The following is a 23,324-nucleotide window of genomic DNA, read 5'->3' on the forward strand; positions in this document are numbered from 1 at the left end:
GGTGTGGCGGGCGGATGTCGGCAGTATTGCGGCCTTGGGCTGCGGCGGCCGGAGAGAGAGGATGGCGGAGGACCCACGCCGCGGGCCGCCCTCAGCGGGGCGGCCGGCGGCAGCGAACCAGGAGGAGGCAGCGTGAGCGAGTCGAAGCCGGCCGGGGCCGGGGCGGGCAAGGGCGGCGGGGGCGGCGAGGGCGAGGTCGTCGACCTCTGCCGCGATCTGATCCGGATCGACACCAGCAACTACGGCGACCACTCCGGGCCGGGCGAGCGCGCCGCCGCCGAATACGTGGCGGAGAAGCTCGCCGAGGTCGGGCTCGAACCGCAGATCTTCGAGTCCCACAAGGGGCGCGCTTCGACGGTGGCGCGGATCGAGGGCGAGGACCCCTCCCGGCCGGCGCTGCTCATCCACGGCCACACCGACGTCGTCCCGGCCAACGCCGCCGACTGGACCCACCACCCCTTCGCGGGCGAGATCGCGGACGGGTGCCTGTGGGGCCGCGGCGCGGTGGACATGAAGGACATGGACGCGATGACCCTCGCGGTCGTCCGCGACCGCATGCGCACGGGCCGCAAGCCCCCGCGCGACGTGGTGCTCGCCTTCCTCGCGGACGAGGAGGCCGGCGGCGTCTACGGCGCGCGCCACCTGGTGGACAAGCACCCCGGGCTCTTCGAGGGCGTGACCGAGGCGATCGGCGAGGTCGGCGGCTTCTCCTTCACGGTCAACGAGAACCTGCGGCTCTATCTGATCGAGACGGCCCAGAAGGGCATGCACTGGATGAGGCTCACGGTCGACGGCACCGCCGGCCACGGCTCGATGACCAACAAGGACAACGCGATCACGGAGCTGTGCGAGGCGGTCGGCCGGCTGGGGCGGCACGAGTTCCCGGTCCGGATGACCAAGACCGTGCGGTCCTTCCTCGACGAGCTCTCCGACGCCCTCGGCACGCCGCTGGACCCCGAGGACATGGAGACGACGCTCGCCAAGCTCGGCGGCATCGCCAAGATGATCGGCACCACGCTCCGCAACACCGCCGCCCCGACCATGCTGGGCGCGGGGTACAAGGTCAACGTCATCCCGGGGCAGGCCACGGCGCACGTGGACGGAAGGTTCCTGCCGGGGTACGAGGAGGAGTTCCTCGCCGACCTCGACCGCATCCTCGGCCCGCGGGTCCGGCGCGAGGACGTGCACGCGGACAAGGCGCTGGAGACGAGCTTCGACGGCAAGCTCGTCGACGCCATGCAGTCGGCCCTGAAGGCGGAGGACCCGATCGCGCGCGCCGTGCCGTACATGCTCTCGGGCGGCACGGACGCGAAGTCCTTCGACGACCTGGGCATCCGGTGCTTCGGGTTCGCGCCGCTGCAGCTGCCGCCGGAGCTGGACTTCGCGGGGATGTTCCACGGCGTCGACGAGCGAGTGCCCCTGGAAGGCCTGAAGTTCGGCGCACGTGTTCTCGACCGGTTCCTCGATCAGTGCTGAGGCCGGGTCTAAATTCCGTAAATTTGTGCCGAGTTAACCGTAACGAGTGAATGATCTGAGGGTTGCGTAGCCCGATTACCTCCTCGTCGTTACAGGTGTGCGGTCCGCGGCTGGGACCGCATTGCCAACAAGGAGGAATCCATGATCAAGAAGGTCGTCGCTTCCGCGGCCGTTACCGGTGGTCTCGTGCTCGCGGGTGCTGGCCTGGCCGCTGCGGACTCCGGCGCCCAGGGGGCCGCCGTGAACTCGCCCGGTGTGGTCTCCGGCAACGTCATCCAGGCTCCGATCAATGTGCCGGTGAACGTCTGCGGCAACTCGATCAACGTCGTCGGGCTGCTCAACCCCACGTTTGGCAACACCTGCGTCAACAGCTGACGTCGTGCCTCAACCCGTAAGGGTCTGACATGGGCGGCTCCGGAGTGACTTGCGTGCACTCCGGGGCCGCCCGGGCTTTCGACACGCGAGCATGTGGGCACTTTGTCCTTATTGCTGGCGTGTATCCGTATAGCGCAAGCAGAGAGGCAGGACTCATGCGACAGGTCACGAAGAAGGGCCTGATCACTGCAGCGGCGGCGAGTGGCGTACTCGCGGCCGTGACCGGCAGCTACGCCCAGGCGTCGTCCGGGGCCGGTGGCCACGCGGCGAACTCGCCCGGTGTGGCCTCGGGCAACACCGTCCAGGTCCCGGTCCACGTGCCGGTGAACGCCTGCGGCAACACGGTGAACGTGATCGGGGCGCTCAACCCGGCCTCGGGCAACACGTGCGTCAACGGCGGGCACCACGGTGGTGGTCACCACGGCGGTGGGCACGGTGGCAAGGGCAACGGCGGCGGCAACCACGGGCACGGCGGTTCCGGCGCCCACGGCGCCGCCACCGACTCGCCCGGTGTGGCCTCGGGCAACACCATCCAGGTGCCGGTCGAGGTGCCGGTCAACGCCTGCGGCAACAGCGTCAACGTCGCCGGCGTGGGCAACCACACCACGGGCAACAAGTGCGCCAACGTGGACGAGGGCGACGGCCACGGATGGCCGGGCCACCCGGGTCACCCGGGCAAGCCTGGTCACCCGGGCAAGCCCGGTCACCCCGGCGGGCACGACGGCACCCACAAGCCGCCGCACCAGAACCCGCCCGGTGGGGACCACGGCCACAAGCCGCCGACGGACCACTCGTCGGACCAGCACAAGCCGGGCGGTCACACCCCGGGCAAGGACAAGCCGGCCGACCACACCTCCGCCGGGCACAAGCCCGCGCGGACGGACGCCGCGCACACCCCCGCCCCCGAGGTGAAGGCCGAGCACAAGGCGGCCCCCGCCGTCGCCGCGGCCACCGGTCCGGCGGCCAAGGCCGTCGAGCTCGCGCACACCGGCGCGGGCCAGCTGGGCATGGCCGGCGCCGCCAGCGCCGGTCTGCTGCTCGGCGGCGCGGTCATCTACCGCCGCGCGCGTGCCGGGCAGAACTGACCCGGATCACCCGGAAGCGGTTCGCACAGCACGGAGCGGGTCCCGCATCGCGGGACCCGCTCCGTCTGCGTGTCACCAGGTGGCGCGCACCTGGCGGATGATCCTGCGGCGCAGCCGCACCTTGCGGCTGCCGTCGGGATAGAGGCGAAGTCGGTCCAACTCCCAGTGTCCGTACTCGGCGTGGTCGGTCAGCAGGCGTGTGGCGGCACCCCGGGAGACCCCCCGCGGCACATACACATCACAGAATTCGTATTCCGGCATCGCATCTATTGTGCGGGAACGGGCCCTGTGCGGATAGCGTCTGCACTATGTCTGATGCTGCGCAGCCATCCGCTGCCGAGGTACGCGCCGCCGCCGAGGCGGTCAAAGCCGCTCTGGACCGCCACCTCGACGCCGTCGAACGCCGGTCGGGGGAGGACGACCCGGCCGTCTACGCCGCGTTCAACGAGCTGGCCGCGACAGCCGAGGCGTACGACGAGCTGCTCTACGACGCCTACGACGAGGTCACCCCCTTCGAGATCCCCGGGGACGACACCCTGCCCGCCTACGCGGGGCCGGAGGAGCCGAGCGCACTCAGTCTGCTGATCCGCCGGGACTACGCGGTGGTGGAGCCGCAGCGGCTCCTCGCCCAGGCCCAGCGCGTGGCCGACCTCGACCCCGACGTCGACGCACCGGCGGGCCCCGCCGGGGCGGCTGCCGTGGGCAACGTGGGCGGCAGCGTGCACGCCGCGCTCGGGGTGATCTTCGGTGAGTACGAGCCGGACGAGATCGCCTCGCGGCACAAGGAATTCGGCCTGGAGGAAGGGGACTCCACGCTCTGGGTCACCGCATCGGACGAGCCCGCCGAGCCGGGGGAGTGGCTGTCGGCGCCCTTCGAGCAGGCCGACCCGCAGCGGGTGATCTGCCGCTTCGACGTCAGCGCGGTCTTCGACGAGGACCTGGACGGCGATGACGACGACAGTGATGACGACGACAGTGATGACGACGGCGACGACGGCATCGACGATGACGGCATCGACGACGACGTCATGGACGAGGATGCCGTGGACGGTGCTCCGGGGAGCGGGGCCGGCGGCGGCGCGCAGCCCTCGCCGACGAAGCCCTGACCCGCTCCGGGCCCGGCGGATGCCCGGGCCCGGAACAGGGCGGCCTCACTCGGACGGGCGCTCCTGGGCCTGCAGCAGCGCCCGCAGCCGGGTCGTCCGCTCCTTCGCCGGGACCTCCGCGACGGCACGAGGCAGCGCCTGGTCCACGCCGTGCACGACGGACAGGTGCCGCTCGGCGCGGCCGAACGCCGTATAGATCCACGAGCGCGTCAGCGTGGAGGCCGCATCGCCCGGGAGGACGACCACGGCCGCCGGCCAGCGCGTACCGGCCGCCTGGTGGGCGGTGACGGCCCAGCCGTGGCGCACGGCCTCGGCCACGCGCTCCCGCGGGACGAGGACGGGGGAGCCCCCGCAGTCCAGCCGGAGCCCCTCCGGCTCCGCTCCGGTCACCGTGCCGGGGAGCATCCGGCCCGGCGCCGGGACGTACGCCACCCGGTCGCCCGGGTCGAAGCCGCCGAAGCGGCCGGGGCCGGGGTTCAGCCGCTCCTTCAGCGCCGCGTTGAGCGCGCGGGTGCCGGCGGGGCCGCCGTGGCCGGGGGTGATCACCTGGGTGTGCTCGGCGGGCACGCCGATGGCACGCGGGATGGAATCCGCCACCAGCTGCACCGTGCGGTGCACCGCCTCGCCGGGATCGCGCACCGGGACGATCACGACCTCCTTGCCGGGGGCCGCCGGCTGCGACAGCTCGCCGATGCCGATGCCCGACACCAGCTCGCCGACCGGGCCCTCGTCCGGCGTGCGCGAGACGACCGCGGGGCAGACGCGGGCCGCCACCACGTCCGCGAACACCCGGCCCGGGCCCGCGGACCACAGCACGGCCGGGTCGCCGCTGAGCGCCAGGCGGGTGCCGTCGGCGAGCGACTCCACGAGCATCGCGGCGGTCTCGACGTCGAGCTGGGGGGCGTCCAGGACGGCCAGCAGGTCGAGGGCGAGGGCGCCGTCCTCGTCGCGGCCGGGGCCCTCCGCGCCGGACAGCAGACCGGCCACCGTGACCGCTTCCGGATCGCCCGTCGCGGCCAGGCGCCGGCGGCCGTCCTCGGTGTGCACGGCGGCGTACGCGCGCAGGCCCAGGGAGCGGGCCGCGGCCACGAGGGCGGCGGGCTCGGCGCGGGCCGCCTCGCCGCCGGTGTGCGTGACGAGGCCGGCGGACGCGGCGGCGCGGATCAGCTCGGCGGCGGACGGGGAGGGGGCGGCGGCCGCCGCGGGCTCCCACTCCTCGGGGCCGGCCGCGAAGGTGCTGATCAGCCGGGCCAGGCCGTCGGCGAGGCTCTCCTCGGCCATGGCGCAGCGGTCCAGGCCCAGGAGCAGCCGGACCGGGACCTCCTCGTCCTCGCCCTGGGGAGCGGGGGCGCCCTGGGCGGGCTCCACGGCCTCCTGGAACACCAGGACCGTGCCCTCGGCGATGGCGGACTGCAGGGCCTCGTCCGGATCCGGCACGGCGTGACGGGCCAGGGCCGCGCGCAAGGCCGGGGCCTCCAGGACCGTGTGCCCCTCGAGCGCGGCGCGCTCCAGCACCCGGCCGGTCAGGGCCCGGGCCCGGCGCTCGTCACCGGGGCCCGCCTCCGGGCCCAGCAGGGCGCGGGCGAACCCGTCCGCCTGCTCGGGCCGCACGCCGGGGACGGCCAGCAGCTGCCAGGGATCCTCGCGCAGGGCCTCGGCGGCCTGCTCGCCCAGGGCCTCGGCGACCGGGATGGCCAGCGACTCGGGTGCGCCGCCCGCGGCGAGAACCTCGCGCACGCCGGCGAGGCCTTCGGCGCCGATAAGGGGGGCCGCGGCGGGGGCCGGCGCGGTGGCCGCCGGGCGGGGCGGGCGCGCGGGCGCCGCCTTGCGGGCGGGGCGCGGAGCCTCCGTGAAGAACGACGCCGCGGAGCGCTCTCCGCTCTCCACGGCCCGCACGGCCGCGGCGAGCGCTTCGGCGACGGCGCTCTTGGGCGAGCCCGGAGCGGGGGCGGGCTCCGCACCAGGGGCGGCCTCGGCGCCTTCGGTCACGGGCGCGGCCGGGGCGCTTGGCGCGGCCTGCGGCTCGCCGGGCTGCTCGGCGCCGCCGGGCGGGGTGGTGGCGGCTTCGCCGTCAGGAGTGTGCGGGCCGCCGGGCGCGGGGGCGTCCGGCTCTGCCCCGGAAGCGGCGCCGGTGTGCTCGGCCGGTGCGCCGTCGCCGTCCGCGGGGGAGCCAGGCGTCGGCTGCACGGCCTGCGGCGCGTCGGAGTGCTCGGCGCTGCCGCGCGACGGAGAAGCGGGGTCTCCGTCAGGGGTCCGGGTGCCGCTCGGCGCGGGTTCGCCGGCGCGGCGATCGGTGCTCACAGGGTGCTCCAGTCCTGATCGGGATAGCGGTGCACGGGCGCCGACACATCGTCCAGCGCACGGCAGATCTCGTCGGGAAGCGTAAGGCTCTCCACTGACAGCGCGGCCCTGAGCTGCTGTGCGGTGCGCGCGCCGACGATCGGGGCGACGACGCCGGGGCGGTCGCGGACCCAGGCGAGGGCGACCTTCAGGGCCGTCGTGGCGAGGCCGTCCGCGGCCGTGGCGACGGCGTCGACCACGCGGCCGGCGGTCTCGTCGAGGTAGGGGGCGACGAAGGGCGCCAGGTGCTCGGAGGCGCCCCGGGAGTCGGCGGGCGTCGCGTGGCGGTACTTGCCGGTGAGCACGCCGCGGCCCAGCGGGGAGGACGGCAGCACGCCGATCCCGAGGTCGAGCGCGGCCGGCAGCACCTCCCGCTCGATGCCGCGCTGCAGCAGGGAGTACTCCATCTGCGTGCCGGCCAGCCGCGTCCGCACGCCGGGGGCGGCGAGCTGCCACGTGGCGGCCTTGGCGAGCTGCCAGCCGCAGAAGTTGGACACGCCGGCGTAGCGGGCGCGGCCGCTGGTGACGGCGATGTCGACGGCCTGCAGGGTCTCCTCGACGGGCGTGTGGGGGTCGAAGGCGTGGATCTGCCACAGATCCACGTGGTCCGTGCCGAGCCGCTCGAGGGAGGCGTCGAGCGCGGAGAGCAGATGGCCGCGCGAGCCGTCGAAGCGCCGGTCGGGGTCGGGGACGCTGCCGGACTTGGTCGCGATGACCAGGTCGCGGCGCGGCACGAGGTCCTCCATCAGCCGGCCGAGCAGATACTCGGCGGCGCCGTCCGCGTACACGTCCGCGGTGTCGACCAGGGTGCCGCCGGCCTCCCAGAAGGTCTTCAACTGATCCGCCGCGCCGTTCTCGTCGGTGTCCCGGCCCCAGGTGAGCGTGCCGAGCCCGATCCGGGATACCCGCAGGCCCGTGCGGCCGAGATGCCTCAGTTCCATGAGCGCTGAGGTTACTGGTCCCGGCCCGCGCCGTGGCCGCCTGTGGACGACGCCCCGCGGCACCCCGTGGACCGCGCGCCGCGGACCCACTCCGGAGGGGGACGGCGGCCGGCCGGTGACGTACCCCGCGTCCGCGCGCTAAAGTCCCCGCAACAACGACGTTACTGATCGGTAAGGGGAGCCCGCCATGAGTGGAATGAGGCTGGGGATCAACCTCGGTTACTGGGGCGCCGGCATGGACGCCGACAACCTCGCCGTCGCCCGCGAGGCCGACCGGCTCGGCTACTCGGTCTGCTGGGCCGCCGAGGCCTACGGCTCCGACGCGGCCACCGTCCTGTCCTGGGTCGCCGCGCAGACCGAGCGCATCGACATCGGCTCGGGCATCTTCCAGATCCCCGCCCGCACGCCCACCATGACGGCGATGACCGCCGCGACCCTCGACTCCCTCTCCGGCGGCCGCTTCCGGCTGGGCCTCGGCGTCTCCGGCCCGCAGGTCTCCGAGGGCTGGTACGGCGTGCGGTTCGACAAGCCGCTCGCCCGCACCCGCGAGTACGTCGAGATCATCCGCAAGGCCATGTCCCGCGAGCGCCTCACCCACGAGGGCGAGAACTGGACCCTGCCGCTCCCCGGCGGCCCGGGCAAGCCCATCAAGCTCACCGTCCACCCCGTCCGCGAGCGCATCCCGCTGTACATCGCCGCCATCGGCCCGAAGAACCTGGAGCAGACCGGCGAGATCGCCGACGGCGCCCTCCTGGTCTTCTTCGCCCCCGAGCACGCCGAGGAGACCACGCTCGGCGCGCTGCGCGCCGGCCGCGCGAAGGCCGGCAAGGAGCTGGAGGGCTTCGACGTCGTCCCGACCGTCCCCATGGCCGTGGGCGACGACGTCGACGGGCTGGCCGACCTCTTCCGCCCGTACACCGCGCTCTACGTCGGCGGCATGGGCAGCGCCAAGCAGAACTTCTACAACAAGCTCGCGCAGCGCATGGGCTACGAGAAGGCCGCCGCCGAGATCCAGGAGAAGTACCTCTCGGGCGACAAGGCGGGCGCCGCCGCGGCCGTCCCGCGCGACCTGATCGACTCCACCACCCTCATCGGCTCCGTGGAGCGCATCGCCGACCGCATGCAGGCCTACGCCGCCGCGGGCGTGACCACCCTGTCGCTCGCCCCGGCGGGCTTCACCCTGGACGAGCGGATCGCGAGCCTGCGGGCGGGCGTCGAGGCCCTGGAGCGCGCAGGCCTGGCGTGACGGACGGGCGGAACCCGTCGGCCGTGGTGGGGGCTCGGGGTGTCTTCCCCGCCACGGCCGGTACAGAGGACAACGCCCGTACGGGCGCCGGGTTACGCGCCTCGCACCGCCTTCGGCGTCGCGCATTCGGCCGAGCGGACGTCGCCCCCCGATTGCCGCTTCCCCGGCATGGCACTTGACTCGGGTTTCACGGGACATACGCGAAATGCGCCGTGAACGGAGGTGTGTCCGGCATGCTCTCGGCCAGAAGCCTGTTCCAGGAGATCCTCGGCAACGACGAGGCCTACCGGCTCTTCTGCTCCATCGCCGCCAGCGGCGAGGCGCAGGGCGGCTGGGAGAACGGCCGGATCGCCGCCCTCGTCCCCGAGGAACAGCGGGCCCTCGCACCGAAGATCGCCCGGCACGGCGCCGACGAGGACAAGCACGGCCGCATCTTCGAGGCCCTGCTGCGCAGACGCGGCCTCGACCCGGCCCCGGTGCCGGCCGGGACCGACTACACGATGCTCCTCGAACGCCGCGGCATCGGCCTGCCCCACGTCCTGCTCCGCGGCGAACGGCCGCTGACCGAGGAGGACATCGTCACCTACCTCGCGCACAGCCGCGTCACCGAACAGCGCGCCGCCGACCAGATGCGGATGCTCACCGCGCGCTTCGGCGACCACCCCGAGGTCGGCAAGGCATTGCGGATGATCGCCCACGACGAGGCCAACCACCTCGCGTACTGCCACGAGGAGCTGCTGCGCCTGGTGCGCGCCGGGCACGGCCGGACGATCCGGGCGGTGCTGCGGGAGAGCGCCCGCGCGGAGACCCGCGTCTACCGGGACGTGAGCCTGGCCGTCATGAAGCGCATGGGCGCCCTCCTGGGCTGGTCCCGGCCGAAGGCCCTCGCGCTGTCGCTCGGCATCCGGGCGGTGCACCGCTACGAGCAGGTCGTCGGCCGGCGGCGGATGGTCACCCTGCGCATGCCGCAGCGCCGCAACGCGCTCGGCGGACCGGCGCAGACGGCACCCGAGTTCGCCTGACGCGGTGCGCCGGCCCGGGCCCCGCCGCCCGTGCCGTCACAGCCAGCCGCGCCGCTTGAACATCCGGTGCAGCCAGAACACCAGCCCCGCCATCACCACGACGACCGCCGGATAGCCCCACGGCTGCCGCAGCTCCGGCATGTGGTCGAAGTTCATCCCGTAGATCCCGGCGATCATCGTCGGGACCGCGGCCATCGCCGCCCACGCCGAGATCTTGCGCATGTCGTCGTTCTGCTGGACGCCCATCTGCGCGAGGTGCGCGGACAGTATGTCCGACAGCAGCCGGTCCAGGCCCTCGACCGACTCGTTCGCCCGCGTCAGGTGGTCGTTCACGTCGCGGAAGAAGGGCTGCGAGCGCTCGGGCACGAACGGCACGCCCGCGCCCGCCAGCCGCGCCATCGGATCGGCCAGCGGGGCCGAGGCCCGCCGGAACTCCAGCACCTGGCGCTTGAACGAGTAGATCCGCGAGGCGGTGTTCCTGGTGTCCCCGCCCAGCGGGGCGAACACCTCCGCCTCCAGCTCCTCCAGGTCCGCCTGGAGCTCGCCCGCCACCTCGATGTAGTGGTCCACGACCGCGTCGCACACCGCGTACAGCACTGACGTCGGCCCGTGCCGCAGCACCTCCCGCTCCTGCTCCAGCCGTTGCCGCACCTGGGCGAGCGGGCTGCCCTCGCCGTGCCGCACGGTCACGACGAAGGAGTCGCCGACGAACAGCATCAGCTCGCCCGTCGTCACGGTGTCCGCGTCGTCGTCGTACGTGACGGGTTTGAGCACCAGGAACAACGAACCGTTGTAGATCTCCAGCTTGGGCCGCTGGTGGGCCTTGAGGGCGTCCTCCACCGCCAGCGGGTGCAGGTTGAACTCGCTGGTGATGAGGTCGAACTCCTTCTCCGTCGGCTCGTGCAGCCCGACCCACAGGAAGGAGTCTCCCGCGGCACGCGCCTCGTCGAGGGCGTCGGAGAAGTCGGCGGGGCCCTCGGTGCGGCACCCGTCCCGGTAGATAGCGCAGTCCACGATCACGCAGGGCATTTTGCCGCCGATCCGCTCCGCGCACACGCCCCGGACACGCCACTGTGGCCGGAACGGCACGGCCGCTGCGGCGGACGACCTCCTCCGCCGCGACGCCGAAGCGCCACCCCGCCGGATGACCGGCGGAGGACGCAGACACCGGAACCCGTGCGCACATCGCGCTCCGCCCGGGACGGCCTACGCTGGGCGCCATGCCCACGCTGATCCTGGTCCGGCACGGCCGGTCCACCGCCAACACCGGGGGAGTGCTCGCGGGACGGACCCCCGGCATCGCCCTGGACGAGCGCGGCACCGCCCAGGCCGCCGCCCTCCCGGACCGGCTCGCGCAGGTACCGCTCGCCGCGGCCGTCACGAGTCCCCTGCAGCGCTGCCGCGAGACCCTGGCGCCCCTCCTCGCCGCCCGCCCCGGCCTGCCGCTGCACACCGACGAGCGCGTCGGCGAGTGCGACTACGGAGACTGGTCCGGCCGCACCATCTCCGAACTCACGGCCGAACCGCTCTGGGAGGTCGTCCAGCGCCACCCGTCCTCCGCCGCCTTCCCGGGCGGCGAGTCCGTCCGGGCCATGCAGGCCCGCGCCGTCGACGCCGTCCGCGACTGGAACGACCGGATGGAGGCCGAGCACGGGCACGACGCCTGCTACGTCGTGTGCACGCACGGCGACATCATCAAGGCGCTCGTCGCCGACGCCCTCGGCCTGCACCTGGACCTCTTCCAGCGCATCGCCGTCGACCCCTGCTCCGTCACGGCCGTCCGCTACACCCGGCTGCGCCCCTTCCTGGTGCGCCTCGGCGACACCGGGGACCTGCGCGGCCTCGTGCCGCCCGGGGAGGCTCCCGCGCAGGCGCGGAGCCCCGAGGCGGACGGTGTCGTGGGGGGCGGGGCGGGGGCACCGTGATCGTGCCGCGCAGTAGGGTGGTTGCGCGGCACTGGCCGCCTCTCCACCCTTGACCTGGCACCCGGAGAAGATCCGACCGCCCGAACCGCCCGAACCAAATGGAGCAGGACGTTGTCCCGTCAGGTGTTCCTCTACGACCCGCCGGACCGTTTCGTCGCCGGTACGGTCGGGCTGCCTGGCCGCCGCACCTTCTTCCTCCAGGCCACCGCGGCCGGCCGCACCACGAGCGTCGCACTCGAGAAGGCCCAGGTCGAAGCGCTCGCCGAGCGCATCGACGAACTGCTCGACGAGGTCGTCCGGCGCACCGGCGGCAGCGCCCCGGTGCCCGCCGTGGCCCCCGCCGAGCTCAGCGACGCGGCCCCGCTGGAGACCCCCGTCGAGGAGGAGTTCCGCGTCGGCACCATGGCCCTGGCCTGGGACGGCGAGCACCAGCGCATGATCGTCGAGGCGCAGGCCCTCGTCGAGCTGGACGCCGACACCGACGAGGACCTCGCCGAGGCCGAGGAGCGCCTCCTGCAGGACGAGGCGAACGGCCCGCCGATGCTGCGCGTGCGGATCACCGGCACCATGGCCCGTGCCTTCGCCAAGCGCGCCCTGGAGGTCGTGAACGCCGGCCGCCCGCCGTGCCCGCTGTGCAGCCTGCCGCTCGACCCGGAGGGACACGTATGCCCGCGCCAGAACGGATACCGCCGCGGGGCGTGACGCCGCCGGGCGTGACCCCGCACGAACTGCTGGCCAAGGGCGAGCTGACGGTGCGCGGCCGGATCAGCGAGGCATCCAACGCGGTGCTGTACTGCACGGTCGAGTACGCGGGCGTGAGCGCCGCCTGCGTCTACAAGCCCGTCGCGGGGGAGCGGCCCCTGTGGGACTTCCCCGACGGCACCCTCGCCCAGCGCGAGGTTGCCGCGTACGAGCTCTCCGAGGCCATGGGGTGGGGGCTCATCCCGCCCACGGTGCTGCGTGACGGCCCCTACGGCCGGGGCATGTGCCAGATGTGGATCGACGCCCCCGAGGACGCGGAGGAGGGCGGTGAGCGGCTCCTGGCCCTGGTCGAGGGCGCGGAGCCGGGCCCGGGCTGGAAGGCCGTGGGCCTGGCCGACGTGGGCGGGGACCGCACCGCGCTGCTCGTGCACGCCGACGACGAGCGGCTGCGGCGGCTGGCCGTCCTCGACGCGGTGATCAACAACGGCGACCGCAAGGGCGGCCACCTGCTGCCCGCCGCGGACGGCCGGCTGTACGCCATCGACCACGGTGTGACCTTCAACGCGGACGACAAGCTGCGCACGCTCCTGTGGGGCTGGGCGGGGGAACCGCTGACGGAGGAGGCGCTGGAGGCGCTGCGGCGGCTTTCGGCCAATCTGGCCGACGGGAGCCCCCTGGCGGCGCGGCTCGCCGAGCTGATCACGCCCGGGGAGATCGAGGCGCTGCGGGTGCGGGTGGCGGAGCTGCTGCGCACGGGGCGGCACCGTGAGCCTTCGGGTGAATGGCCGGCCATCCCGTGGCCACCGGTGTGAGCGCCGGTTACCGCTGACGGCCCGCGCGGGGCGAAGGGGCTCGAAGCACAGCGCGGCGCCCCCGCGCAAGAGCGTCTGTTCGGCCAACAGCCGGATCCGGTTCGTATCCGGAACATGCGTCCGGTTACGCTCGTGACATGCATGCCTGGCCCGCTTCTGAGGTTCCCGCCCTGCCCGGCAGTGGCCGCGACCTCCGGATCCACGACACCGCGACCGGCGGGCGAGTGACCCTCGCCCCCGGCCCCGTCGCCCGTATCTACGTCTGCGGCATCACGCCGTACGACGCCACCCACATGGGACACGCGGCGACCTACAACGCGTTCGACCTCGTTCAGCGCGTGTGGCTCGACACCAAGCGGCAGGTTCACTACGTCCAGAACGTCACCGACATCGACGACCCGCTCCTCGAGCGCGCCGTCGCCAACGGTGACGACTGGACCGAGCTCGCCGAGCGCGAGACCGCCCTCTTCCGCGAGGACATGACCGCGCTGCGGATGCTCCCGCCGCAGCACTACATCGGTGCCGTCGAGTCGATACCGAAGATCGTCCCCCTGGTGGAGCGGCTGCGCGACGCCGGTGCCGCCTACGAGCTCGACGGCGACGTCTACTTCTCCGTCGAGTCCGACACCCACTTCGGCGGGATCTCCGGCCTGGACGCGGAGGCCATGCGCCTGCTGTCCGCCGAGCGCGGCGGCGACCCGGACCGCCCCGGCAAGAAGAACCCCCTGGACCCCATGCTGTGGATGGCCGCCCGCCCGGGCGAGCCCAGCTGGGACGGCGCCTCGCTCGGCCCCGGCCGCCCCGGCTGGCACATCGAGTGCGTCGCCATCGCCCTGGAGTACTTCGGCATGGGCTTCGACGTCCAGGGCGGCGGCTCCGACCTCGTCTTCCCGCACCACGAGATGGGCGCCTCGCACGCCCAGGTGCTCACCGGCGAGCACCCCTACGCCAAGACCTACGTCCACGCCGGCATGGTCGCGCTCCACGGCGAGAAGATGTCCAAATCCAAGGGCAACCTCGTCTTCGTCTCGGCGCTGCGCCGCGACGGCGTCGACCCGGCCGCGATCCGGCTCGCGCTCCTCGCGCACCACTACCGCGCCGACTGGGAGTGGACCGACGCCGTCCTGCACGAGGCCGTGGAGCGCCTCGGCCGCTGGCGCGCCGCCGTCTCGCGCCCCGACGGCCCGTCCGCCGACGCGCTGGTGGAGGAGATCCGCGAGGCCCTCGCGGACGACCTCGACTCGCCGCGCGCCCTCGCGGCCGTCGACCGCTGGGCCGCCGCCCAGGCCGCCGACGGCGGTACCGAGGAAGGCGCGCCCGGCGTCGTCTCCCGGGCCGTCGACGCGCTGCTGGGCGTCGCGCTCTGACGCGCTGACACCGCACGACCTCACAGGGGGCGCTCTCTTCCGGGAGCGCCCCCCTTCTTTTGTGAAGATCTCCGTGTGTGCGGCGTGGGGCGCCGCGGGCTGTGCTTCCGTGAGCCGGTCGGCCGATCAGCCGGCCTCCGGGTCCCGTCGGAAGGACGACCGCCATGGCAGCTCCCATCTCCCGCCGAAGACTCCTGGGCGCCGGTGCGGCGCTGGGGACGCTGGCTGCCGCCGGTCCCCTGGCCACGGCGGCCCGCGCGGAGCCGGCCGGAGGCCTGTGGCCCACCGAGTTCCCCCTCCCGGACGGATTCCGGCCCGAGGGCATCGCGACCGGCCCGGGCCCGTACGCCTGGTTCGGCTCGCTCGGCGGGGGCTCGCTCTACCGCGCGAGCCTGGCGACGGGCCGCGGCGAGGTCGTCCCCACCGGGACGGACGCCATGTCCATCGGTCTCAAGACCGACCGGCTCGGCCGGGTCTTCATCGCGGGCGGGGCCTCGCGCCAGCTGCGCGTCGTCGACGGCCGCAGCGGGCGGATCCTCGCCTCCTACGAGGTCGGCAGGCCCGCCACCGTGATCAACGACGTCGTGCTCACGCCCGGCGCCGCCTGGTTCACCGACTCGACCCAGTCCCAGCTCTACGGCCTGCCGCTCGGCCCGCACGGCGAGCTGCCGGCCCCGCGCGACGTGGTGACCCTGCGGCTGAAGGGCGAGTGGGCGGAGGCCCCCGCCGAGGGCTTCACCACCAACGGGCTGGAGCGCACCCCCGACGGCCGCGGGCTGCTGGTCATCAACGTCTACGCGGACGGCGGGAGCCTCTACCGCGTCGACCCCCGCAGCGGCGACGCGCGCCGCGTCGACCTCGGCGGGGCGAAGCTCCCCGACGGGGACGGCGCCCTGCTGCTCGGCCGCACGCTCTATGTCGTCCAGCAGATCCAGAACGCCGTGGACGTCTTCCACATGGACGCCACGGGCCTGCGCGGCACGGCGGTCACCCGGATCACGGACCCGCGCTTCCGGATCCCGACGACGGTCGCCTCGTACGGCAACCGCCTCTACCTGCCCAACTCCCGCTTCACGGAGCCGCCGACGCCGACGACGGACTACAACGTGGTGGCGGTGCGGCAGGTGCACTGAGGACGTGGGCCCCTGCGCGCCCCTCAGACGGGCAGCACCGGCGGCCGGCCCTGCGTCCAGGCGATGCGCAGCGCCAGCCGCCGGAAGCGCCAGCCGCCGTCGGCGCTCCTGACGGCCTCGGCCTCGCAGTGCCCGCCGGACACGAAGAGGCGTTCCCCTTGTGCCTCGCCGTCCTCCTTCAGGACGTGGGTGCTCAGCTGGTTCCAGCGCAGAGTGGCGCGGTCGCCGTCCAGCTCGACGTCGAGGTCCGTCCCGAAGTGCACCGTCCGCTCGAAGAGCGCCATGGCCCCGCCGGTCGACGACAGCTGGGCGTCGATCCCCTCGTACACGCCTACGGGCGTCTCGCTCCATGCGTCGTCGGTGAAGAAGGTACGGGCCCACGTGGTGTCGAACGGCCCCTCGTCGAGCGAGCGGAGGTAGCGGGTGACGAGGCGTTCGACGGCGGCGCGGTCGGTGAGGGCGCGGAGCTGTTCGTGCATCTGGTTCAGGTCCATGGCCAAAGCTTCTGCCCTCAAGCAAACTTGAGGTCAAGTCCGGTGGAAAAAGTGACGGGCACGCACCGTCGTGCGGTGCGTGCCCGTTCCCTCGACCTGCTGCCTGCGCTCAGCGGGCGTTGAAGTACTTCGCCTCCGGGTGGTGGATGACGATGGCGTCGGTGGACTGTTCGGGGTGGAGCTGGAATTCCTCGGAGAGGTGGACGCCGATCCGCTCGGGCTGCAGGAGGTCGGCGATCTTTGCCCGGTCTTCGAGGTTGGGGCAGGCTCCGTAGCCGAGGGAGAAGCGGGCGCCGCGGTATTTGAGGGCGAACATGTCCTCTACGTCTTGGGGGTCTTCGCCGGCGAAGCCGAGTTCGGCGCGGACGCGGGCGTGCCAGTACTCGGCGAGGGCTTCGGCGAGCTGGACGGACAGGCCGTGGAGTTCGAGGTAGTCGCGGTAGGCGTCGGCGGCGAACAGCTCGGCCGTGGCCTCGCCGATACGGGAGCCGACGGTGACGACCTGCAGGCCCACGACGTCCTTCTCGCCCGACTCCTCGGGCCGGAAGTAGTCCGCCAGGCACAGCCGCCGCCCGCGCCGCTGCCGCGGGAAGGTGAAACGCGTCCGCTCGGTGCCGTCCTCGTCCATCAGGATCAGGTCGTCGCCCTTGCTCACGCACGGGAAGTAGCCGTACACCACGGCCGCTTCCAGCAGGTTCTCCGTGTGGAGTTTCTCCAGCCAGCCGCGCAGGCGGGGGCGGCCTTCGGTCTCGACGAGTTCTTCGTAGGTGGGGCCGCCTGCGCGGGCCTGCTTCAGGCCCCACTGGCCCTTGAAGAGGGCGCCTTCGTCGAGCCAGGACGCGTAGTCCTTCAGCCCGATCCCCTTGATCACCCGCGTGCCCCAGAACGGCGGCTCCGGCACCCGGTTGTCGATCGCGACGTCCGAGCGGCCGGAACCCTCCGGCTCCTCCACCTCCAGCACGGCCGCCGCCGCACGCTTCGCCACCCGCCGCTGCTTCAGCTCCGGCAGCACCGCACCCGGCACACCCCGCTTCACCGCGATCAAAGCGTCCATCAGCCGCAGACCCTCGAAAGCATCACGCGCGTAGCGGACTTCACCCTCGTAGATCTCGTGCAGATCCTGCTCGACGTATGCCCGGGTCAGGGCGGCGCCACCGAGGATCACGGGATACTGCGCGGCGAGCTTGCGCTGGTTGAGCTCCTCCAGGTTCTCCTTCATGATCACCGTGGACTTCACCAGCAGCCCCGACATCCCGATCACATCGGCACGATGCTCCTCGGCCGCCTCCAGGATCGCCGAGACCGGCTGCTTGATCCCCAGGTTCACGACGTTGTAGCCGTTGTTGGACAAGATGATGTCGACCAGGTTCTTCCCGATGTCATGGACGTCACCACGGACCGTGGCCAGCACGATCGTGCCCTTGCCCTCCGCATCCGACTTCTCCATGTGCGGCTCCAGATACGCCACCGCCGTCTTCATCACCTCGGCCGACTGCAGCACGAACGGCAACTGCATCTGCCCCGACCCGAACAACTCACCGACGACCTTCATGCCCTCCAGCAACGTGTCATTGACGATCTCCAACGCCGGACGCCCCGCCAGCGCCTCGTCCAGGTCCGCTTCGAGACCGTTCTTCTCCCCGTCGATGATGCGGCGCTGGAGCCGCTCGTCGAGCGGCAGGGCGAGGAGCTCCTCGGCTTTTCCTGCCTTCATCGACTTGGTGTCGACGCCCTCGAAGAGCTCCAGCAGGTGCTGCAGGGGGTCGTAGCCCTCGCGGCGCCGGTCGAAGATCAGGTCGTGGGCGGCCTGGACCTGCTCCTGCTCCAGGCGGGCGATCGGGAGGATCTTGGAGGCGTGGACGATGGCCGAGTCGAGGCCGGCCTTCACGCACTCGTCCAGGAAGACCGAGTTCAGCACGAGACGAGCGGCCGGGTTGAGGCCGAAGGAGATGTTGGACAGGCCGAGCGTGGTCTGCACGTCGGGGTGGCGGCGCTTGAGCTCGCGGATCGCCTCGATGGTGGCGATGCCGTCCTTGCGGGACTCCTCCTGGCCGGTGCAGATGGTGAAGGTGAGGCAGTCGATGAGGATGTCCGACTCCTGGACCCCCCAGTTGCCCGTGAGGTCGTCGATCAGCCGTTCGGCGATCTCGACCTTCTTCTCGACGGTGCGGGCCTGGCCCTCCTCGTCGATGGTGAGCGCGATCAGGGCGGCGCCGTGCTCGACCGCCAGGCGGGTGATCCTGGCGAAGCGGGAGTCGGGGCCGTCGCCGTCCTCGTAGTTGACGGAGTTGATCACGGCGCGGCCGCCGAGCTTCTCCAGGCCGGCCTGGATGACGGCCGGTTCGGTGGAGTCGAGGACGATGGGGAGGGTGGAGGCGGTGGCGAAGCGGCCGGCGATCTCGGCCATGTCGGCGACGCCGTCACGGCCCACGTAGTCGACGCACAGGTCCAGCAGGTGGGCGCCTTCGCGGATCTGGTCGCGGGCCATCTCCACGCAGTCGTCCCAGCGGCCCTCCAGCATGGCCTCGCGGAACTTCTTCGAACCGTTGGCGTTCGTCCGCTCGCCGATCGCGAGGTAGGAGGTGTCCTGGCGGAACGGGACGGTCTGGTAGAGGGACGCGGCGCCCGGCTCGGGGCGCGGCTGCCGCTCGGTGGGCCGCATGTCGCGGACGCGCTCGACGACCTGCCGCAGGTGCTCGGGGGTCGTGCCGCAGCAGCCGCCGACCAGCGAGAGCCCGTACTCGCGTACGAAGGTCTCGTGGGCGTCCGCCAGCTCGGCGGGGGTCAGCGGGTAGTGCGCGCCGTCCTTGCCCAGGACGGGGAGGCCGGCGTTGGGCATGGCGGAGACGCGCGTACGGGCGTGCCGGGAGAGGTAGCGCAGGTGCTCGCTCATCTCGGCCGGGCCGGTTGCGCAGTTGAGGCCGATCATGTCGATGCCCAGCGGCTCCAGGGCCGTCAGGGCGGCCCCGATCTCCGAGCCGAGGAGCATCGTGCCGGTGGTCTCCACCGTGACCTGGACGAGGAGCGGCAGGTCGGCGCCCAGGGCCTCCAGGGCGCGGCGGGCGCCGATGACCGAGGCCTTGGTCTGGAGCAGGTCCTGGGTGGTCTCCACCAGGACCGCGTCGGCTCCGCCCGTGACGAGGCCTTCGACGTTCTGCTGGTAGGCGTCGCGCAGGGCGGTGTAGGGGGCGTGGCCGAGCGTCGGCAGCTTCGTGCCGGGGCCGACCGAGCCCAGGACCCAGCGCGTGCGGCCGTCTCGGGCGGTGAAGTCGTCGGCGGTCTCGCGGGCGATGCGGGCGCCCGCCTCGGAGAGCTCGAAGACCCGCTGGGGGATGTCGTACTCGCCCAGTGCCGCCAGGTTCGCGCCGAAGGTGTTGGTCTCCACGCAGTCCACGCCGACGGAGAAGTAGGCCTCGTGGACGGAGCGGACGATGTCGGGGCGGGTCACGTTCAGGACCTCGTTGCAGCCCTCCAGCTGCTCGAAGTCCTCCATGCTGGGGTCCTGCGCCTGGAGCATCGTGCCCATGGCTCCGTCGGCCACCACGACCCGGGAGGCGAGCGCCTCCCGCAGTTCGGAGGCTCGGGCGGTGCTTGCGGTCGATGGCGTGAACGAGGCCATGGAAGTGCTCCCGGGGTTGCGACGGCTGTCGGCTTTGCGTCCTCCGGAAGAAGACGCACGCCGTCAGCGTAACCGCCGGAAGCGGAATTCGGGCGGGTGTCCCACACCTCGGATACGCGATGGATACGCGGTCGACGGGGCGGGGCGCAGCGGCCGGAGCCTCTCGGCGATCATGGTTCCGCCGCCGGTCAGCTATCTCCCGGTCGGCATCGGCCGATAGTGTTCAGCAATGCCGAACGGGCATTTCGGAGGAGGTTGAGCGATGGCACGGACCATCCAGTCGCTCGAACGGGCGGCAGCGATGCTACGGCTGCTCGCGGGGGGCGAACGACGGCTGGGTCTGTCCGATGTGGCCTCCGCACTCGGGCTGGCCAAGGGCACGGCACACGGCATTCTGCGCACCCTGCAGCAGGAGGGCTTCGTCGAGCAGGACCCCGCGTCGGGGCGCTACCAGCTCGGCGCGGAGCTGCTGCGGCTGGGCAACAGCTACCTGGACGTGCACGAGCTGCGCGCCCGCGCCCTGCTGTGGGCGGACGACCTGGCCCGCTCCAGCGGGGAGAGCGTCTACCTGGGCGTCCTGCACCAGCAGGGCGTGCTGATCGTCCACCACGTCTTCCGGCCGGACGACAGCCGTCAAGTGCTGGAGGTCGGCGCGATGCAGCCGCTGCACAGCACGGCCCTGGGGAAGGTGCTCTGCGCCTACGACCCCGTGGCGCACAGCCAGCTGCTGGAGGCCGAGCGCGAGGCGTTCACCGTGCAGACCGTCACCGCCCTGCCCGACCTGGAGGGCGTGCTGGACCTGACCCGTGCCCGCGGCTGGGCCGCGGACGTCGAGGAGACCTGGGAGGGCGTGGCCTCCGTCGCCGCCCCCATCCACGACCGGCACCGGATGCCGGTGGGCGCCGTCGGCATCACCGGTGCGGTGGAGCGGGTCTGCGACGACGGGGAGCTGCGGGGGCAGCTGGTCGCCGCCGTCCGGGACTGCGCGCGAGCCGTCTCCCGCGACCTGGGCGCCGGCCGCTTCTGACGTCCGGCCCTTTGGTGTGCCCGGTGGTGACTACCGGGTACTACCGGTCGGTAACCCCGAGTGTCCGCAGCGGCGGTTTTCAGCCACTCCGGCGGAGAGTTTTCGGTCACAGGGCTCTTGACGGGCCCTTAACCGTGCAGAAAACTGCCGTTCATCGGTCGGCATTGTCGAACACCTAACGACAATATTCGCTATGGTGGACACTGCCGCGGGCCGATCGAAGCTCTCCATCGGAGAGCTGCGGACCACCGGAGGGACCCGGGGTTCGCCTTCCCCTGGACGAAGGACAAAGGAGTCGCGGGTGTCCAGCTCCGACATCTTCACCGGTGAGCTCATCGGTACCGCAGTGTTGATCCTGCTCGGCGGCGGCGTGTGCGCCGCCGTCACCCTGAAGCGTTCGAAGGCACAGAACGCGGGCTGGCTCGCCATCACGTTCGGCTGGGGCTTCGCCGTGCTGGCCGGTGCGTACATCGGCACCAAGTCCGGCGCGCACCTCAACCCGGCCGTCACGCTCGGCCTCGCCATCGACGGTGCGACCGAGTGGAAGGACGTTCCGCTCTACATCGGTTCCCAGCTGCTCGGCGCCATGATCGGTGCGACGCTGGTCTGGTTCGCCTACTACGGCCAGTTCAAGGCCCACCTGACGGACCCGGAGCTCGTCGCGAGCCTCAACCCCGCCGAGGGCATGGTCGACCAGACCGCGACGCCGCAGGCCGGCCCGGTGCTCGGCATCTTCTCCACCGGCCCCGAGATCCGCAACGCGGTGCAGAACCTCGTCACCGAGATCATCGGCACCGCCGCGCTGGTGCTCTTCATCCTCACCATGGGTCTCACCAAGGGCCTGGCCACGAGCGGCACGGGCACCCTGATGGTCGCCCTCGTCGTCGTCGGCATCGGCCTCTCGCTCGGCGGCCCGACCGGTTACGCCATCAACCCCGCCCGTGACCTCGGCCCGCGCATCGTGCACGCGCTGCTGCCGCTGCCCAACAAGGGCGGTTCAGACTGGGGCTACGCCTGGGTCCCGGTGGTCGGCCCGCTCATCGGCGCCGCCCTGGCCGCAGGCATCCACAAGATCGCGTTCTGATCCCCCGCCGAGACCTTCAGACCTTCAGGAGCTAGAGACACCATGACCGACGCGCACAGCCAGGGCCCGTTCATCGCGGCGATCGACCAGGGCACCACCTCCTCCCGCTGCATCGTCTTCGACCGCGACGGACGCATCGTCTCCGTCGACCAGAAGGAGCACGAGCAGATCTTCCCGAAGCCGGGCTGGGTCGAGCACGACGCTACGGAGATCTGGACCAACGTCCAGGAAGTCGTCGCCGGCGCCGTCGAGAAGGCGGGCATCACCGCCGCCGACGTCAAGGCCATCGGCATCACCAACCAGCGCGAGACCACGCTGCTGTGGGACAAGAACACGGGCGAGCCGGTCTACAACGCCATCGTCTGGCAGGACACCCGCACCGACGCCCTGTGCAAGGAGCTCGGCCGCAACGTCGGCCAGGACCGCTTCCGCCGTGAGACGGGCCTGCCGCTGGCCTCGTACTTCTCCGGCCCGAAGGTCCGCTGGCTGCTGGACAACGTCGAGGGCCTGCGCGAGCGCGCCGAGGCCGGCGACATCCTCTTCGGCACCATGGACTCCTGGGTCATCTGGAACCTCACCGGTGGCACCGACGGCGGCGTTCACGTCACCGACGTCACCAACGCCTCCCGCACGATGCTGATGAACCTCCGCAGCCTCGACTGGGACGACCGCATCCTGGAGTCGATGGAGATCCCGGCCGCCCTGCTGCCGGAGATCCGCTCCTCCGCCGAGGTCTACGGCACCGCCAAGGGCGGCGCCCTCGCCGGCGTGCCCGTCGCCTCCGCGCTCGGCGACCAGCAGGCGGCCCTCTTCGGCCAGACCTGCTTCTCCGAGGGCGAGGCCAAGTCGACCTACGGCACCGGCACGTTCATGCTGATGAACACCGGCGACGAGCCCGTCAACTCCTACAACGGCCTGCTGACCACCGTCGGCTACCGCATCGGCGACCAGAAGCCGGTCTACGCCCTCGAGGGCTCCATCGCCGTCACCGGCTCCCTCGTGCAGTGGATGCGCGACCAGATGGGCCTGATCAAGAGCGCGGCCGAGATCGAGACGCTCGCCAGCTCCGTCGAGGACAACGGCGGCGCCTACTTCGTGCCGGCCTTCTCCGGCCTGTTCGCCCCCTACTGGCGCTCCGACGCGCGCGGTGTCATCGCGGGCCTGACCCGCTACGTCACCAAGGCGCACATCGCCCGCGCCGTGCTCGAGGCCACCGCCTGGCAGACCCGCGAGATCACCGACGCCATGACCAAGGACTCGGGCGTCGAGCTGACCGCACTCAAGGTCGACGGCGGCATGACCTCCAACAACTTGCTGATGCAGACGCTCTCGGACTTCCTGGACGCACCCGTCGTGCGCCCGATGGTCGCCGAGACCACCTGCCTCGGCGCTGCCTACGCCGCCGGCCTCGCCGTCGGCTTCTGGCCGGACACCGACGCGCTGCGCGCCAACTGGCGCCGGGCCGCCGAGTGGACCCCCCGCATGGACGCGGACACGCGTGACCGCGAGTACAAGAACTGGCTCAAGGCCGTCGAGCGGACCATGGGCTGGATCGAGGACGAGGAGTAAT

Annotated in this window: 20 protein-coding genes; 14 read left to right on the top strand and 6 right to left on the bottom strand. The window is 72.4% G+C overall.

The genetic code is table 11. The annotated features are described in order from the left end of the window. Nucleotides 1–132 precede the first annotated feature (132 nt). From AS857_RS22845 to AS857_RS22855, 3 genes are all read left to right on the top strand, one after another. Nucleotides 133–1,476 carry a M20/M25/M40 family metallo-hydrolase gene (locus AS857_RS22845; RefSeq protein ID WP_058045133.1) on the top strand — a complete coding sequence of 448 codons (1,344 nt, stop codon included), beginning with the start codon at nt 133–135 and terminating at the stop codon, nt 1,474–1,476. A 141-nt stretch (nt 1,477–1,617) separates the two neighbouring features. Next, nucleotides 1,618–1,851, top strand: coding sequence for a chaplin (locus AS857_RS22850; protein ID WP_058045134.1), 234 nt, complete (start codon nt 1,618–1,620; stop codon nt 1,849–1,851). Nucleotides 1,852–2,006: 155 nt separating this feature from the next. Continuing rightward, nucleotides 2,007–2,936, top strand: a complete 930-nt coding sequence (locus AS857_RS22855) for a chaplin (protein ID WP_058045135.1) — start codon at nt 2,007–2,009, stop codon at nt 2,934–2,936. Between the two features lie 72 nt (nt 2,937–3,008). Here the strand turns inward: AS857_RS22855 and AS857_RS22860 are convergent, their stop codons facing one another. Continuing rightward, a complete protein-coding gene (locus tag AS857_RS22860) occupies nt 3,009–3,197 on the bottom strand; it encodes a DUF5703 family protein (RefSeq protein WP_058045136.1) in 189 nt (62 codons plus the stop codon). A gap of 47 nt (nt 3,198–3,244) precedes the next feature. Between AS857_RS22860 and AS857_RS22865 the strand changes: the two genes are divergently transcribed. Continuing rightward, nucleotides 3,245–4,042 carry a hypothetical protein gene (locus AS857_RS22865; protein WP_058045137.1) on the top strand — a complete coding sequence of 266 codons (798 nt, stop codon included), beginning with the start codon at nt 3,245–3,247 and terminating at the stop codon, nt 4,040–4,042. Nucleotides 4,043–4,087: 45 nt separating this feature from the next. Here AS857_RS22865 and AS857_RS22870 read toward each other — a convergent pair whose 3' ends face one another. Together AS857_RS22870 and AS857_RS22875 are read right to left on the bottom strand one after the other, a co-directional pair. Further along, nucleotides 4,088–6,343, bottom strand: coding sequence for a helix-hairpin-helix domain-containing protein (locus tag AS857_RS22870; protein WP_058045138.1), 2,256 nt, complete (start codon nt 6,341–6,343; stop codon nt 4,088–4,090). Next, a complete protein-coding gene (locus AS857_RS22875; RefSeq protein ID WP_058045139.1) occupies nt 6,340–7,323 on the bottom strand; it encodes an aldo/keto reductase in 984 nt (327 codons plus the stop codon). Before AS857_RS22875 ends, AS857_RS22870 begins: the two co-directional genes overlap by 4 nt. Before the next feature lie 196 nt (nt 7,324–7,519). On the opposite strand from AS857_RS22875, the gene AS857_RS22880 reads away from it, so the two are divergent. After that, complete coding sequence (locus AS857_RS22880; RefSeq protein WP_058045140.1) at nt 7,520–8,569, top strand: LLM class F420-dependent oxidoreductase; 1,050 nt, start codon at nt 7,520–7,522, stop codon at nt 8,567–8,569. 233 nt (nt 8,570–8,802) lie between these two features. After that, nucleotides 8,803–9,591, top strand: a complete 789-nt coding sequence (locus AS857_RS22885; protein ID WP_058045141.1) for a ferritin-like domain-containing protein — start codon at nt 8,803–8,805, stop codon at nt 9,589–9,591. A gap of 36 nt (nt 9,592–9,627) precedes the next feature. Here the strand turns inward: AS857_RS22885 and corA are convergent, their stop codons facing one another. Then, nucleotides 9,628–10,620: a magnesium/cobalt transporter CorA gene (gene corA, locus AS857_RS22890; protein ID WP_058045142.1), complete on the bottom strand. Its 993-nt coding sequence runs from the start codon at nt 10,618–10,620 to the stop codon at nt 9,628–9,630. Between the two features lie 191 nt (nt 10,621–10,811). On the opposite strand from corA, the gene AS857_RS22895 reads away from it, so the two are divergent. The 5 genes from AS857_RS22895 (at nt 10,812) to AS857_RS22915 (ending at nt 15,530) form a co-directional block, all read left to right on the top strand. Then, the gene (locus AS857_RS22895; protein ID WP_058045143.1) at nt 10,812–11,516 is read left to right on the top strand and encodes a histidine phosphatase family protein; all 705 of its coding nucleotides are present in this window, start codon (nt 10,812–10,814) and stop codon (nt 11,514–11,516) included. Nucleotides 11,517–11,627: 111 nt separating this feature from the next. Then, nucleotides 11,628–12,218 (top strand): DUF3090 domain-containing protein, encoded by a 591-nt coding sequence (locus AS857_RS22900; protein WP_079110576.1) that lies wholly within the window; start codon nt 11,628–11,630, stop codon nt 12,216–12,218. Next, entirely contained in the window at nt 12,182–13,030 is an 849-nt protein-coding gene (locus tag AS857_RS22905; RefSeq protein WP_058045145.1) for an SCO1664 family protein, read from the top strand. Before AS857_RS22900 ends, AS857_RS22905 begins: the two co-directional genes overlap by 37 nt. 137 nt (nt 13,031–13,167) lie before the next feature. After that, the gene (gene mshC / locus AS857_RS22910; protein WP_058045146.1) at nt 13,168–14,397 is read left to right on the top strand and encodes a cysteine--1-D-myo-inosityl 2-amino-2-deoxy-alpha-D-glucopyranoside ligase; all 1,230 of its coding nucleotides are present in this window, start codon (nt 13,168–13,170) and stop codon (nt 14,395–14,397) included. Nucleotides 14,398–14,561: 164 nt separating this feature from the next. Then, on the top strand, nt 14,562–15,530 hold the full coding sequence (locus tag AS857_RS22915) for an NHL repeat-containing protein (RefSeq protein ID WP_058045147.1): 969 nt from the start codon (nt 14,562–14,564) through the stop codon (nt 15,528–15,530). 23 nt (nt 15,531–15,553) lie between these two features. Here the strand turns inward: AS857_RS22915 and AS857_RS22920 are convergent, their stop codons facing one another. Both AS857_RS22920 and metH read right to left on the bottom strand, forming a co-directional pair. Next, nucleotides 15,554–16,024: a nuclear transport factor 2 family protein gene (locus tag AS857_RS22920; RefSeq protein ID WP_058045148.1), complete on the bottom strand. Its 471-nt coding sequence runs from the start codon at nt 16,022–16,024 to the stop codon at nt 15,554–15,556. Nucleotides 16,025–16,133: 109 nt separating this feature from the next. Next, nucleotides 16,134–19,643, bottom strand: a complete 3,510-nt coding sequence (metH, locus tag AS857_RS22925) for a methionine synthase (RefSeq protein ID WP_058045149.1) — start codon at nt 19,641–19,643, stop codon at nt 16,134–16,136. 262 nt (nt 19,644–19,905) lie between these two features. Here metH and AS857_RS22930 point away from each other — a divergent pair, with 262 nt between their 5' ends. The 3 genes from AS857_RS22930 to glpK all read left to right on the top strand — a co-directional run bounded on the left by AS857_RS22930 (nt 19,906) and on the right by glpK (nt 23,323). Next, entirely contained in the window at nt 19,906–20,670 is a 765-nt protein-coding gene (locus AS857_RS22930; RefSeq protein WP_058045150.1) for an IclR family transcriptional regulator, read from the top strand. A 301-nt stretch (nt 20,671–20,971) separates the two neighbouring features. Continuing rightward, nucleotides 20,972–21,754, top strand: coding sequence for an MIP/aquaporin family protein (locus tag AS857_RS22935; protein WP_058045151.1), 783 nt, complete (start codon nt 20,972–20,974; stop codon nt 21,752–21,754). 42 nt (nt 21,755–21,796) lie between these two features. After that, nucleotides 21,797–23,323: a glycerol kinase GlpK gene (gene glpK / locus AS857_RS22940; RefSeq protein ID WP_058045152.1), complete on the top strand. Its 1,527-nt coding sequence runs from the start codon at nt 21,797–21,799 to the stop codon at nt 23,321–23,323. Nucleotide 23,324 lies beyond the last annotated feature (1 nt).

Source organism: Streptomyces roseifaciens (assembly GCF_001445655.1).
Taxonomy (GTDB): Bacteria; Actinomycetota; Actinomycetes; order Streptomycetales; family Streptomycetaceae; genus Streptomyces; species Streptomyces aureoversilis.